Source organism: Comamonas trifloxystrobinivorans, from assembly GCF_043359985.1.
Taxonomy (GTDB): Bacteria; Pseudomonadota; Gammaproteobacteria; order Burkholderiales; family Burkholderiaceae_C; genus Comamonas; species Comamonas trifloxystrobinivorans.
Genome location: NZ_JBHZGV010000013.1, coordinates 225778 through 240249, shown reverse-complemented (window position 1 = coordinate 240249; position 14472 = coordinate 225778). Strand labels below are relative to the sequence as shown.

The following is a 14472-nucleotide window of genomic DNA, read 5'->3' as shown; positions in this document are numbered from 1 at the left end:
GGCTACTTGCTGGCGGGTCAGCAAATAGGCATGCAGGAGGTAGCCGCAGGCCAGTGGGAGGTGTACTTGTGCAACACACGTATTGGCTACTTCAACCAAAGCGACAAGGACGGAATCGAAGACGACTACATCACCCTCAAGGTGTTACCCATGTCTGTGAACTAGTTTGTTACCTATGTCCTTGACTCGAACACCCTGCAGCCAGCGTCCCCGACCGCCCCGCGTAGCGGGGCAATCGGGGCAACCTGCGATCGGAGAAAACGCCGGCGTGCGTCATAACTCTCTCCGCGCCAAGGCGCTCCGTTCAAACAGATGACGCAAGTCAGAGCACGAAGTTTGGCTGTCCTGCGGCAGCCAAACCGCCAGCGTTTACTCCGATCGCAGGCGCTGGCTGAAAGGGGTGGGGCAGCCGAACTTCCAACAGCCAACAGCCAACAGCCAACAGCCTGCGTGAATTGCGCTGATTGACTTACGCTCCCGATGGGTGAGTGGCTACTTTGGTGCGGGCTATGCGCGCATGCAAAGCAGCCATTGCGCAGCGATGCCCGCAAGCTTGCTGCGGCATTGCAAGCGCTGGCGGACCGGGCGGGCGGTCTTTGCCAGAATGGGGTGGTCATCAATACACAGGAGAGAGCCATGTCGCCAACCCATAGCTGGAATGCAGATTTGATCGTGATTGGCGGTGGCTCGGGCGGAGTGCGGGCGGCGCGCATGGCGGCGGGCCGGGGCGCCAAGGTGGTGTTGGTGGAGTCGGGTGCCATGGGCGGCACCTGTGTGAATGTGGGCTGTATTCCGAAAAAGTTGTACAGCTACGCGGCGGGCTATGGCGAAGCGTTTGCCGAGGCGCGTGGCTACGGTTGGCAGGTGCCGGGCGATATTCAGCTGGATTGGGGCGCGCTGAAGGCGGCCCGCGCCAAAGAGATCACGCGCCTGAACGGTATTTATGAGGGCCTGATGTCGGGCGCCAAAGTGGAGCGTATCAACGGCAAGGGCAGCTTGGTGGATGCGCACACGGTAGCCGTACATCTGGCTGGCGGCGAGCAGCGGCGCATCACGGCCGCGCATATTTTGTTGGCTACCGGTGGCCAGCCAGTGCTGCCCGATGTGCCGGGCAAGGAGCACGCCATCGTCTCTGATCAAATGTTTGATCTGCCCCAGTTGCCGCGCCGCATGGCGGTGGTTGGTGGCGGTTATATCGGCTGCGAAATGGCGAGCATCTTCCATGGCCTGGGCGTGGAGGTCACGCTGCTGTACCGGGGCGAGCAGATTCTGCGCGGTTTTGACGACGAGGTGCGCGATTTTGTGGCCACGGAAATGCGCAAAACCGGCGTGCAGATTCAGCTCCATACCGACGTGAAAAGCATCAGCCTGGACGCTGCCAGCGGCGAGCGCGTGCTGCACCTGAGCGATGGCCGCGAGCTGCGTGTGGACCAGGTGCTGTACGCCGCAGGCCGCAAGCCGAATGTGGCCGGGCTGGGGCTGGAGGCTCTGGGCATTGCGCAAAGCAAGGGCGGCGCTATCGAGGTGGACGAGCACTTTGCCACCAGCGTTCCCAGCGTGTACGCGCTGGGCGACGTGGTGGGCCGCCTGGAGCTGACGCCGGTGGCGCTGGCCGAGGCCATGGCTTGGGTGGACCATGTGTTTGGCCCGGCTGCGGGCAAAACGGCGCGCCGCATGGATTACGAGAACATTCCCACCGCCGTGTTCACCCACCCGGAAATCGGCACGGTGGGTTTGGGTGAGGCGGCGGCGCGTGAGCGCTTTGGCAAGGTGCGCATTTACCGCAGCGATTTCAAGCCGCTGCGTCACACGCTCTCGGGCAGCAGCGGGCGCTGCCTCGTCAAGCTGGTGGTCGACGACGCGAGCGACCGCGTGGTCGGCTTGCATGTGGTGGGCCAAGATGCGGCCGAAATGGCACAAGGCTTTGCCGTGGCCATGAAGGCGGGCGCCACCAAGGCGGTGTTCGACCAGACCATTGGCATCCACCCGACCATGGCCGAAGAGCTGGTGACGCTGCGCGAGCTTTCCCGCACCTGACAGGCGCTGCTCGCCGGCCGATTCGTCGCAGCTTTGCAACGTTGTATAGCGGGTACCTATAGTGTCCGGGTAATTCATGCATGATGGCGGCTCTGTAAGAGGAGACACTGTCATGCCGGATTTGGTTTACCCGCGCGAGAAAACGCTGGGCTGGATAACGCTGATCCTGGGCCTGCTGGCCTGGTTGCTGATTGTGGTGGGTACCTTTGGCTTTGCGCTGGTCTACCTGCTGTTCGGCTTTATCTTCTATGTGTTTGCCCATTCCGGCCTGATCGCCTGGCTGCGCGGCACCGGCGTGCGCCTGTCGGACGAGCAGTTCCCCGAGCTGTACCTGCAGTACCTGCAGTGCTGCAAAAAGCTGAACATGGTGGACCCGCCCGAGGCCTATATTTTGCAAGGCGACGGCATCATGAACGCCTTTGCCACGCGCTTTCTCGGGCGCAACTTCGTCATCGTGCTCACCGACACCATCGATGCCATTCGCGCCCAGCCTGACGGCATCAACTTCTACTTCGGCCACGAGCTGGGCCACATCAAGCAAGGCCACCTGACCGGCCACTTCTGGCGCATGCCGGTGCTGTGGCTGCCGTGGATTGGCGCGGCTTACTCGCGCGCCCAAGAGTACACCTGCGATATGCATGGCCGCGCCTGCTGCGAACGGCCCGAATCGGCGGCGCGCGCGCTGTCCGTGCTGGCCGCTGGTGCGGAAAAGTGGCAGAACATCAACCTGGTGCAGTACGCGCGCCAGACCATGCAAAACCGTGGCTTTCTGCCCGATCTGCACGAGCTGATCAGCGGCTACCCCTGGCTCACCAAGCGCGTGGCCCGGATGCTCAGCCCCGGCACCAAAATGCCTGGGCGCAACCCGTTGAGCTACCTGTTTGCGTTGTTCGTGCCCTATGGCGGCCGTGCGGCTGGCGGTTTTGCCAGCATCATCGTGGTGGTGGCCGTCATTGGCATACTGGCCGCGATCGCGCTGCCGGCCTACCAGAAAGCAACGGGCGCAGGCGCCGGCGCGGGCGCGGGTGGCCTCAGCGGCATGCTGATGCAAGGCATGCAGGAAAAGCGCGGCAAAGAAGCCTTCAGCAAAGCCTGGCAAGAGGCCACCTCCGCACGCCAGCAACTGGGCCGCTACTACGAGCAAAAAGAAGAAGTGCCTGACAGCTTGGCGCAGGCCGGCGTGTCTGCGGCGGCAGCGGGCTCGCTACGCTATGACAGCAGCGATATGTCGCTCACCGCCAGCACACCCCTGGGCGCGCTGAAGATGGTGCCGACGGACGATGAAGGCACCGTGGTCTGGCACTGCAGCGCCTCTGGCCAAGCTGAGCGCTATTTGCCAGAGGTCTGCCGAGAGAAGGACTGATCGGTACGACTGCCGGCACGCCCCAGCCGACAGGCAGTGCCCCGAAAATGTAAGACACATTTTGCTACATGTAATGCCTAAGTCTCCAGAATCGGCCGGGAGCGCCTGGGCACAATGGCGGGCAGCCTTGCTATGATGCAGGGCTTGGCTGCGCCCGGGGCGCGGCTTTTATCTGGAATGCCGTATGTCTTTTTCTGTTGTTCGAACCCTCTCCTGGGCCGGTAGTGCTGCGGCGCTGGCTCTGCTGGCAGCCTGCGCGCAAGTCAAGCCCGATATGGTGCAGGTGGGGCGCACGCAAGTGGGGCTGGACGCCAACCCTGAGCTGCAATGGAAGTACTGGGGCACGGACAGCGAAATCCTGAACGTGCTGCCCGAGGACCTCTCCAAGAACAAGCCCCTGACGGCCAAGCTCTGGCAGATGCGCACCACGCTCGGCGAGCTGGTGGGCGTGATGTCGGTGCGCTCCAACGTGGACAGCCTGGACAACCGCAACACCGTCTGGACCGAGGATTGCCCCAAGCAGAAGGGTGTGCTGGTGGAGCGTACCCAGGGCCTGAATGTGGGCCGTGTGGATTGCCTGCGCATCAAGCGCACGGCCAATAGCATGGATTGGCTGGCTGCAAACGATCCGGCCATGGCTGCGCGCCTGGAGGCCGCTGGTGTGTTCTTCGCCCGGCCGGTGTCCTATGTCTCCTACCAGTACACCACCAGCAATGGCGGTTATGTGGAGGTGCAGGTGCTGGCAGACCATCGCCTTGTGCGTCCGCAAACGCGCAACAGTGTTGATTTTCTGGCTGCCGGCCGTCCGTTGGTGGATTGGTCGCAGGAGCTGGCGCTGTCCGTGCGGCAAAGCACGGGTTATCTCAACGGGGTGATGAACGTGCCCCCGTTTCCCTACGACATCGACACCAAGCCTTATTACGAAACCAAGACTGTGGATTCGGACGTGCTGATCAGCAAGGACACGTTCAAGAAGGATGCCCCTGCACCTGAGGCCGAAGCGCCAGTCAAGCCGTAGCGCGGCAGAGGCGCTCGCGGCGCATGGGCTGCCCAGCCCCGAACCAAGACCTGCCATGGCACAAACCATGGCATTTTTTTCGTCTGTTTCAGGGTATATCCAGACCCGCAGGCGCCGCAAACTCCGCACAATAGCGCAGATACCAATCAAAGACGGTGCGGTCAAACCGCATCCGCAGGAGACTTGTGCATGACAGATCGCCCCTGGCTGGCGGCCTATCCGGCCGAAATGCCAAAGGACATTGACCGGGACCATGTCCCCACCCTGGTGCAATTGCTGAACCAGGCATTCATCCAATACGCAGACCGCACGGCACTGCATTTCATGGGGGCGACCTTCAGCTACCGCCAGCTCGACCAGTGCAGCACGGCACTGGCGGCCTATCTGCAGACACTGTCGCTGACCAAGGGCGACCGGGTGGCGCTGATGATGCCCAATGTGCCGCAATATGCGGTGGCCGTGGCGGCGGTACTGCGCGCCGGGCTGGTGGTGGTCAACGTCAATCCACTCTATACCTCGTCCGAGCTGGACCACCAGCTCAAGGACAGCGGCGCCAAGCTGATGATCGTGCTGGAGAATTTTGGCGCCACGGTGCAGAACTGCCCGGCCCACCGCCAGCTCGACAAGGTCATTGTCTGCAGCATGGGCGATATGCTGGGTTTCCTCAAGGGCAATATCGTCAACTGGGTGGTGCGCCACAGCAAGAAGCTGGTGCCACCGTTCCAGATCGATCGCAGCATTGCCTTCAATGATGCGCTGCGCGAAGGCGAACGCCACCAGTTCTCGCTCGTGGATGTGGGGGCGGACGACATCGCCGCGCTGCAGTACACCGGCGGTACCACCGGCGTGGCCAAAGGGGCCGTGCTGCTGCACCGCAACCTGGGCTCCAACGTCATGCAGGTGCAGGCCTGGTACGGGCCGGCGCTCAAGACCATTCCGGCAGGCGAGCAGCCGCTGTGCGTCTGCGCACTGCCGCTCTACCATATCTTCGCGTTCACGGTCTGCTTTCTGCTGTCGATGCGCCTGGGCCACCAGGTGCTGCTCATCCCCAACCCGCGCGACATGAAGGCGGTGCTGGGCGAGCTGGGCAAGTATGAATTTCACACCTTGCCCGCCGTCAACACCTTGTTCAACGGCCTGATGAACCACCCCGATTTCGACAAGGTGAACTGGAAGAACCTGCGCGTGGTGGTGGGTGGCGGCGCCGCCGTGCAGCATGCTGTGGCAGAGCGCTGGCTGCAGCGCACCGGCCAGCCGATTGTCGAGGGCTACGGCCTGTCGGAAACCAGCCCTGTGGCCAGCTGCAACATCGTTGGCACTGGCAAGGAATCATCGGGCTCCATCGGTTACCCGATGCCGGGCACCGATCTGGCGATTCTGGACGATCTGGGCCATCCGGTAGCCCAGGGCGAGCGAGGTGAAGTCTGCATTCGCGGCCCGCAGGTGATGGCCGGGTACTGGCAGCGCCCGGACGAGACGGCCAAGGCCATGACCGAGGACGGGTTCTTTCGCAGCGGTGATATCGGCATCATGGAGGCCGATGGCATGTTCCGCATCGTGGACCGCAAGAAGGACATGGTGCTGGTGAGCGGCTTCAACGTCTACCCGAACGAGGTGGAAGATGTGGCAGCTGCCTGCCCTGGCGTGGCTGAATGCGCGGTGGTAGGCGTGCCGGACGAAAAGACGGGCGAGGCCATCAAGCTGGTGGTGGTGCGCAAGTCGCCAGACCTGACCGAAGCGCAACTGCGCGCCTTCTGCTCCGAGCGTCTGACAGGCTACAAGCGGCCCAAGTACATCGATTTTCGGGATGCCCTGCCCAAGACCCCTGTGGGCAAGATACTGCGCCGCGAACTGCGCGATGAGACCCTCAAGGCGTGAGCGCGTGAAAACGTTCTAAAAGCCAAGGCGGTTGGCAAAGCGGAGATTGCGGCGACAATCTCCGCTTTGTTTTTGCCTACTTCAGACGTGACCATCGCCATTCTCAGCGCCCTGCCGCAGGAGCAGGCAGGCATTGCCAACCTGTTGACCGAGCTGTCCATCACCGACCATGCCAGCCGCCGCTACACGTGCGGCAAGCTGCATGGCCACGCCGTGGTGCTGGCGCTCTCGGGCATTGGCAAGGTGGCTGCTGCCAGCACCGCTGCCACCTTGATGGAGCGTTTTGGCGTGCGGGCCATCGTATTTACCGGCGTGGCCGGCGGTCTGGGCGAGGGCGTGCAGGTGGGCGACGTGGTGGTGGCCAGCAGCTATGTGCAGCACGACATGGACGCCTCGCCGATCTTCCCGCGCTACGAGGCTCCGGGTTATGGCAGGGCGCGTTTTGACTGCGATGCGGCATGGAGCGCACAACTGGCACGGGCCGTACAACGCTGCGTGGAGGAAGAGGCCGCGGCGTGGACTGCCAAGCTGGGGCTGCCCGCCCCGCGCATGCACCAGGGCCTGATCGTCAGCGGCGACCGCTTTGTCAGCAGCGCTGCCGAAGTGCGTGTTCTGCAAAGCAGCTTGCACGCCGCAGGGCTGCACGCCATGGCGGTGGAGATGGAAGGCGCCGCAGTGGCCCAGGTCTGCGCCGATCATGCTGTGCCGTTTGCTGCCATGCGCAGCATCTCCGACCGCGCCGACGACAGTGCGCATATGGATTTTCCACGCTTCATCAGCACCGTATCGAGCCGCTACGCCCAGCACATCATCGGCAGTCTTCTGCAGGATCTGCCTGCAGCCTGAACGCATGCAGCCGGTAGCGAGGGTGACTGTGCACGGCGGCCATGCCCGGCACAATGGCGCGCTGGTTTGATGCGCGCCTATGCCGACAATGTCCCTTTTTTCGCCCAATCCCGGTGCTGAGCGGCCGGTGCTGACCACCTGCAAGCTCGGCTTGGGGCAGATGCTGTCGTGGGGTTCGGCGTTCTACCTGCCGGCCATCCTGGCGGGCGCCATGGGCGGGAGCCTGGGCGTGCCGGCATCCCGGGTGTTTGCCGCGTTTTCGCTGGCGCTGCTGGTGATGGCCTTTACCGGCCCGGTAGCGGGTCGGCTCATCGACCGCTGGGGCGGGCGCCCGGTGCTGATGGCGACCAATCTGCTGTTCGCCTTGGGCCTGGTGCTGCTGTCCCGTGTGCAGACGGCGGGCCAGTTGTTTGCCGCCTGGCTGCTGCTGGGGCTGGCCATGGGTGCCGGCTTGTACGAGGCCGCGTTTGCCACTGCCGTGCGCCTCTACGGTAAGGAAGCGCGCGGTGTGATTGTGGGCATCACCTTGTTCGGCGGCTTTGCCAGCACCGTGAGCTGGCCCATAACTACCTGGCTGTTGCAGTCCGTAGGGTGGCGCGACGCCTGCCTGGTCTGGGCCTGCGTGCAGTTGCTGGTGCTGTTGCCGCTGCATGCCACGCTGCCGCGCGCCCAACCCCGGCAGGCGATAGAGCCCGCGCCCGTGTCGGATGGCGCCGCCATGGCCTCCGGCCCGCCGCCAGTGGTGGCCCTGCGCGGCCAGTTGGGCACGCTCGCGCTGCTGGCGCTGACATTTGCCTCCGTGTGGTTCATCGGCACTTCCATGATGTCGCACCTGCCGCGCCTGCTGGCCGTGAGCGGCGCCACCGCCACGGCTGCCGTCGCGGCTGCGGCGCTGGTGGGGCCTGCGCAGGTGGCGGGCCGCATTGCCGACTATGCATTCCTGCGCCGCGCGCACCCGCTGTGGTCGGCGCGGATCGCGGTCATGGGCTACCCGCTGGCAGCCTTGGTGCTGGTGGGGTTTGGAGCTGCTGGCGGCTGGGGCTATGCCGTGGCCTTCGGTCTGGGCAACGGCATCATGACGGTGGTCATCGGCACCCTGCCGCTCGCCATGTTCGGCGCGCAGGGCTATGGGCAGCGGCAAGGCTTGCTGATGGTGCCAGCGCGCATGGCGCAAGCCAGCGCGCCTTTCCTCTTTGGCCTTGCGCTGGAGCGCTGGCACCTGGGCGCGCTGTGGGTGCTGGTGGCCGCTGCCAGCACCGCTGCCACGGCACTGTGGTGTCTTCGCCCCAAACAGGCCTGATGGGTGACCGGTGGCAGCGCGCCCCGGACATATCACCCTGATTCGATAGCGGATCGCGCATACGCAGTGCGGTCTGCGGGCTGATTTCTATCGCCATTACCGCATTCGACGAGGCCAGGCTCCGCGTCATTTTCCGCTCCATTGAGCCCATTTCCTAGGGTTTCCCCTCTGTATTACCCCCCTGGAGTGATCGCTACACTTGCGTTGTTTCAGAAATTAATCATTGTTTCTTAGGTGAAACGAATCATGAACCTCACACCCATGCCGCAAATTGGCCAGTTGCAAGGCCGTCGCATTCTGGTGACCGGTGCCGCGCGTGGCCTGGGCTTTGCTTTTGCACAGGCCTTGTGCGAGCACGGCGCCCATGTGGCGCTGGCCGATCTGCGTGCAGACCTGCTGCCGCAATCGGTGGCTGCGCTGCAGGGGCGTGGCTTTTCTGCCATTGGCATTCGCGTCGATGTCTCCGATCCAGCTTCGGTGCAGCAATGCGCGGAGCAGGCGGTGCGCGAACTGGGCGGGCTGGACGGCCTGGTCAACAACGCGGCAGTGACCGATTCCGGCGGCAAGGGCATGGACGACATTGAACTGGCCAAGTGGGACCAGGTAATGGATGTGAATGTGCGCGGCACCTGGCTGATGACCCGCGCCTGCCGCCCCGCGTTGCGTGAAAGCGGCCGTGGCGCTGTTGTGCATCTGGCCTCTGACACCGCGTTGTGGGGCGCGCCCAACCTGATGGCCTACGTGGCCAGCAAGGGCGCCGTGATTGCGATGACGCATGCCATGGCGCGCGAGATGGGCGCCGACGCCATCACCGTCAACGCCGTGGCGCCGGGCCTGGTGCTGGTGGAGGCCACGCAGTACGTGCCCGAGGCGCGCCACCGGCTCTACATCGACCAACGCGCACTGCAGCGTGAGCAGATGCCCGAGGACGTGGCGGGCGCTGTGGTCTACGCCATGTCGGACGGGGCGCGCTTCGTCACGGGCCAGGTTCTTGCCGTCAATGGCGGCTTTGTCATGAATTAACCGCAAGGAGCGAACCATGAGCGAACAGCAGAATATTCCCCGCACCTGGGATCGTCCCGCAGGCGCAAGCCTCAAGGACTGGATGGAGACGCGCATCGCGCGCTTCTCCACCCGCAAGTACGATTTCGACGCGCTGAAGTTCCAGGCCGACTTCGACCCCAAATACCGCCGTGGCCAGATGCGCTACATCGGCACTGGCGGCACCGGTGTTGCCTCCGACAGCAACACCATCCCCTCCGAGCACTTCACCTTCTCCACGATGGTGATCCCCGCTGGCAATGAAGGCCCGCCGCATATCCATGTGGATGTGGAAGAGGTGTTCTTCCTGATGCGCGGCAAGCTCAAGGTGGTGCTGACCACGCCCGAGGGCGAGCGCTTCGAGACCGTGATGACCGACCGCGACGTGATCTCGGTGCCCCCGGGTGTGTACCGCGAAGAGATCAACATTGGCGACGAAGACGCGCTGATGTGCGTGATGCTGGGCGCCAAGAAACCGATCACGCCGACCTACCCGGCCGACCATCCGCTCGCCAAGATCAAGCGCTGATCCAGCAAGGCCTGCACCATGACCACCGACACCGCCACCCTCTGGAGCGAAGCGCTCATGCGCAAGGCGCAACAGCTGGAATCGCAGTTCGCGCAGCGCTCGGTAGCGCTGCCCGATGGCGTGCAGCTGGCTGTGCGCGAGCGCCCGGCCGCCGGTGTTGCCGCGCAGACCGTAGTGCTGCTGCATGGCATCAGCTCGTCGGCGGCCTCATGGCTGGATGTGGCATTGGCGCTACGCCCTGACTGGCGCGTGCTGGCCTGGGATGCGCCCGGCTATGGTGCGAGCACAGCCCTGCCGCAGACCCATCCGCACGATACCGACTATGCCGCACGTCTGGGCGCCTGGCTGGCCGCAGAGGTGCGGGGCCCAGTGGTGCTGGTGGGCCATTCGCTGGGGGCGTTGATGGCAGCGGCCTGCGCTGCGCAATACGCACCCCAGGCGCTGGCAGGCGTGCTATTGCTCAGCCCTGCTGGCGGCTATGGCTCGCACGATGTAGCTGCCCGCGAAAAGGTGCGCAGCGAGCGCAATGCCTCGCTCGACACGCTGGGCGTGGCGGGCCTTGCGCAACGCATCGACCAGCGACTGCTCAGTCCTGGCGCGGACGCACTGGCGCGCGAGTGGGTGCGCTGGAGCACATCGCGCATGCACGATGGCGGCTACCGCCAAGCCGTGAACATGCTGTGCGACAGCGACCTGGGCAGGCATGCGCCGCTGCCCGTGCCCGTGCACATCGCTTGTGGCGAGCACGATGTGGTCACCACCCCTACAGCCTGCCGCCGCTGGGCCGGGGCCTGGCAGGTGCCTTTTTCCAGCATCGCTGATGCAGGCCATGCCAGTCCGGTTGAAAAACCCGGCGCGGTGGCCGAATGGATCGAAGATAGAGCCTTCTTACTTTGAACCAGGAATACAGCAATGACACAGACCAACCCTTCCGAAACCGGCTCTGAAAAGTACGTGGTGCCAGCGCTGGAGCGCGGATTGCGCCTGCTGCAGGAGTTTGGCCGCGACAGCCGCACCCTGGGCGCCCCGGAGCTGGCGCGCCGACTGGAGCTGCCCCGTGCCACGGTGTTCCGCATGCTCAACACGCTAGAAGGCATGGGCTTTCTGGAGCGCATCGACGGCGGCACCGAATACCGTCTCGGCATGGCCGTGCTGCGCCTGGGCTTCGAGTACCTGTCGTCCCTGGAGCTGACGGAGCTGGGCCAGCCTGTCATCGCCCGCCTGTGCGACGAAATCAGCTACCCCTGCAATATCGTGGTGCGAGACAACCGCTCGATTGTCTACGTCGCCAAGGTCACGCCGCCGCGGCCTCTGGCCAGCGCCGTGCACGTAGGTACCCGGCTGGCGGCGCACGGCACGGTTTTCGGCCGTGTGCTGCTCCTGGACTTTTCATTGGCGGAACTGCGCGCGCTCTACCCGGAAGAGCATCTGGAAGCGTTTTCGCCGAACACCCCCAGAACCGCGCTCGACCTGTTCAACCTGATCGAGGTCGACCGCGAGCGCGGCTACGTCTTCGGTGAGGGCTTTTACGAAACCTCGATCTCCACCGTCGCGGCGCCCGTGCGTGACCACAGCGGTCGCATCGTGGCTGCGCTGGGCTCAACGATTCCGTCACCGCATGCGGGTCAGGCCAAGGCAGCAGGCGTCGCTGAGCGTGTATGTGCAGCAGCCGATGAGCTCTCGGGCCTGCTGAACTATCGCCGTGAGGCACAAGCCGGTGCCCGGGTTCTGTCCATGCCGGGACATTGAAGGAATATTGCAAATGAGTGCTTTCCAGATCAAGGATGTGGTGGCGGTGGTCACTGGCGGATCGTCCGGTATTGGCCTGGCGACAGTGGAGCTGCTGCTGGAGCAGGGCGCTGCCGTGGCCTTCTGCGGGCGCAACGAGGAGCGCCTGCGCACTGCCGAAGCTGCCCTGCGCGAGCGCCACCCCAAGGCCCGTCTGCTGGCTGCCGTCTGCGACGTGCTGAATGCAGAAGACGTGCAACGCTTCGCCACCCAGGCGCAGCAGGTGCTGGGCACAGCAAGCATTCTGATCAACAACGCAGGCCAGGGCCGTGTGTCGACCTTTGCCGATACCTCCGACGAAGCCTGGAGCCAGGAACTGCACCTGAAATTCTTCTCCGTCATCCATCCCACGCGGGCCTTTCTGCCCCAGTTGCAGCAATCCGCCCAAGGGCGCGATGCCGCCATCGTCTGCGTGAATTCGCTGCTGGCATCCCAACCCGAGCCGCACATGGTGGCCACCTCGGCTGCGCGCGCTGGTCTCAAGAACCTGGTGCGTTCCATGGCCACCGAATTTGCGCCGCAGGGCGTGCGCGTCAACGGCATCCTGGTGGGTCTGATCGAGTCGGGCCAATGGCGCCGCCGCTTCGAGGCGCGCGAAGACAAGTCGCAGGACTGGGCCGCCTGGACCGGTGCGCTCGCCACCAAGAAATCCATTCCGCTGGCACGCCTGGGCCTGCCCCGTGAGGCCGCGCAGGCCATCACCTTTCTTGCCAGCCCCCTGTCGTCGTACACGACGGGCAGCCATATCGATGTGTCCGGAGGTCTTTCCAGACATGTGTAACACCCCCTGTGCGGCTGACGCCGCTTCCCCCTCTCTCGCTTCGCGGGAGGGAGACGACGCCCTCGCTGCGGAGCGGCCCTTGCTTGGCGTCCCGCCGATGAACTGCGCCGATGGCATGCGCAGCGCCTGCTATCACTAATACGGATCTGACAAGACCATGACATCTACCGCACCACAAATCACTGTCGGCGCCGCCGTTGCCGAATTTCTTGAGCACTGCGGCGTGAAGGCTGCCTTCGGGGTGATTTCCATCCACAACATGCCGATCCTTGACGCGATGTTCGCGCGCGGCAAGGTGCGATTTGTGATGGCGCGCGGCGAGGCGGGCGCTGGCAACATGGCGGACGCCTGTGCCCGCTCCACTTCCAGCCTGGGCGTATGCATCACCAGCACCGGCCCGGCAGCAGGCAACATCGCAGGCAGCCTGGTGGAGGCCTACACCGCAGGCACTCCGCTGCTGCATATCACCGGCCAGATCGAGACCCAGTACCTCGACCAGAAGCTGTCCTATATCCACGAGGCGCCCGACCAGCTCACCATGCTGGGCGCCGTCTCCAAAGCCGCATTTCGGGTGCGCAGCGCCGAAACCTGCCTGTCCACCTTGAAGGCCGCGGTACAGGCTGCGATGACCGCGCCCACGGGCCCGGTGAGCGTCGAAATACCCATCGACATCCAGCAAAGCGTGATCGACATGCCCTCCGACTGGTCGCCTTTGCCGGTGGCTGTTCTGGCACCCAACGAAGCGGCACTGGACGCGCTGGCAGACACGCTGGCCAAGGCCCGACGCCCGCTGCTGTGGCTGGGCGGCGGTGCGCGCCATGCCGGTGCTGCCGTGCGGCGCCTCAAAGCCCTGGGCTTTGGCATTGTCAGCACGGGCCAGGGCCGCGGCATTGTGCCTGAAGACGATCCGGCCTCGCTGGGCGCCTACAACATCCAAAAACCTGTCGAAGCCTTCTACCAACGCTGCGACGCCATGCTGGCCGTGGGCACGCGCCTGCGCAGCAACGAGACGCTGAAGTACGAGCTCCAGCTGCCGCGCCCGCTGCTGCGCATTGATGTGGACGCTGCCCAGCAAGGCCGCTGCTACATCGACGATGGCTTTGTCTGCGGCGACTCGGCCCTGGCGCTGAACGGTCTGGCTGATCGGCTGGAAGCGCGCGGCTACCGGGCCGATCCCGAGCTGCTGGCCGATCTGCGCCAAGTGCACGATGAAGTTGTGGCCACCATGCGCGATGGCCTGGGCCCCTACAGCACTTTGGTGCAACAGCTGCAGCAGGTGGTGGGCCGCAACTTCAACTGGGTGCGTGACGTGACTGTCTCCAACAGCACCTGGGGCAACCGCGAGCTGCGGTTTTTCGAGCCCAACGCTGGTGTGCACGCCACGGGCGGCGGCATTGGCATGGGTATGCCCATGGCCATTGGCGCGGCCATCGGCGCGGCGCAAAGCGGCTCGGGCCGCAAAACGCTGGGCCTGGCGGGCGATGGTGGTTTCATCCTGAACCTGGGTGAGCTTGCCACGCTGGTGCAGGAAGAGTGCGACACGCTGATCGTGCTGATGAACGACCAGCGCTACGGCGTGATCCAGAACATCCAGGATGCCTCCTATGGCGGCCGCCGCTGCTATGTGGAGCTGCACACGCCCGACTATGCGCAGCTGTGCGCTTCGATCCACCTGCCCCATGCTCGGGTGCAGAACTTCGATGAGCTGCCAGCTGTGCTGGAGTCTGCATGGAGCAAAAAAGGGCCTTTCCTGCTGGAGATCGACATGCGCTCCATTGGCAGTTTCAAGACCGCATTCTCCGGCCCTCCGGTGAACAAGCTGGACCAGATTCCGGCCACCAAGACCCAGTAAGACCTGACAAGACCGGATAAAACCTGGAAGGACCCACAC

Annotated in this window: 12 protein-coding genes; all 12 read left to right on the top strand. The window is 64.3% G+C overall.

Features of this window, described 5'->3' with window-relative positions:
• Positions 1–636 precede the first annotated feature (636 nt).
• The 12 genes from gorA to ACFIQF_RS17625 all read left to right on the top strand — a co-directional run bounded on the left by gorA (position 637) and on the right by ACFIQF_RS17625 (position 14433).
• Complete coding sequence (gene gorA, locus ACFIQF_RS17680) at positions 637–2037, top strand: glutathione-disulfide reductase (protein ID WP_393944857.1); 1401 nt, start codon at positions 637–639, stop codon at positions 2035–2037.
• A 112-nt stretch (positions 2038–2149) separates the two neighbouring features.
• Positions 2150–3400: a M48 family metalloprotease gene (locus tag ACFIQF_RS17675; protein ID WP_393944855.1), complete on the top strand. Its 1251-nt coding sequence runs from the start codon at positions 2150–2152 to the stop codon at positions 3398–3400.
• 184 nt (positions 3401–3584) lie between these two features.
• Entirely contained in the window at positions 3585–4418 is an 834-nt protein-coding gene (locus ACFIQF_RS17670; protein ID WP_393944853.1) for a hypothetical protein, read from the top strand.
• A 189-nt stretch (positions 4419–4607) separates the two neighbouring features.
• Positions 4608–6296 carry an AMP-binding protein gene (locus ACFIQF_RS17665; protein ID WP_393944851.1) on the top strand — a complete coding sequence of 563 codons (1689 nt, stop codon included), beginning with the start codon at positions 4608–4610 and terminating at the stop codon, positions 6294–6296.
• An 87-nt stretch (positions 6297–6383) separates the two neighbouring features.
• Positions 6384–7142, top strand: a complete 759-nt coding sequence (locus tag ACFIQF_RS17660) for a 5'-methylthioadenosine/adenosylhomocysteine nucleosidase (RefSeq protein WP_393944849.1) — start codon at positions 6384–6386, stop codon at positions 7140–7142.
• A gap of 79 nt (positions 7143–7221) precedes the next feature.
• Positions 7222–8442: an MFS transporter gene (locus ACFIQF_RS17655; RefSeq protein WP_393944847.1), complete on the top strand. Its 1221-nt coding sequence runs from the start codon at positions 7222–7224 to the stop codon at positions 8440–8442.
• Positions 8443–8688: 246 nt separating this feature from the next.
• Entirely contained in the window at positions 8689–9465 is a 777-nt protein-coding gene (locus tag ACFIQF_RS17650; protein ID WP_393944846.1) for an SDR family oxidoreductase, read from the top strand.
• 16 nt (positions 9466–9481) lie between these two features.
• Positions 9482–10012 (top strand): cupin domain-containing protein, encoded by a 531-nt coding sequence (locus ACFIQF_RS17645; protein WP_224150541.1) that lies wholly within the window; start codon positions 9482–9484, stop codon positions 10010–10012.
• An 18-nt stretch (positions 10013–10030) separates the two neighbouring features.
• Positions 10031–10909 carry an alpha/beta fold hydrolase gene (locus tag ACFIQF_RS17640; RefSeq protein ID WP_393944844.1) on the top strand — a complete coding sequence of 293 codons (879 nt, stop codon included), beginning with the start codon at positions 10031–10033 and terminating at the stop codon, positions 10907–10909.
• A gap of 15 nt (positions 10910–10924) precedes the next feature.
• Entirely contained in the window at positions 10925–11761 is an 837-nt protein-coding gene (locus ACFIQF_RS17635; protein ID WP_184704287.1) for an IclR family transcriptional regulator, read from the top strand.
• 13 nt (positions 11762–11774) lie between these two features.
• Entirely contained in the window at positions 11775–12581 is an 807-nt protein-coding gene (locus tag ACFIQF_RS17630; RefSeq protein ID WP_393944843.1) for an SDR family oxidoreductase, read from the top strand.
• 157 nt (positions 12582–12738) lie between these two features.
• On the top strand, positions 12739–14433 hold the full coding sequence (locus tag ACFIQF_RS17625; protein ID WP_184704284.1) for a thiamine pyrophosphate-binding protein: 1695 nt from the start codon (positions 12739–12741) through the stop codon (positions 14431–14433).
• Positions 14434–14472 lie beyond the last annotated feature (39 nt).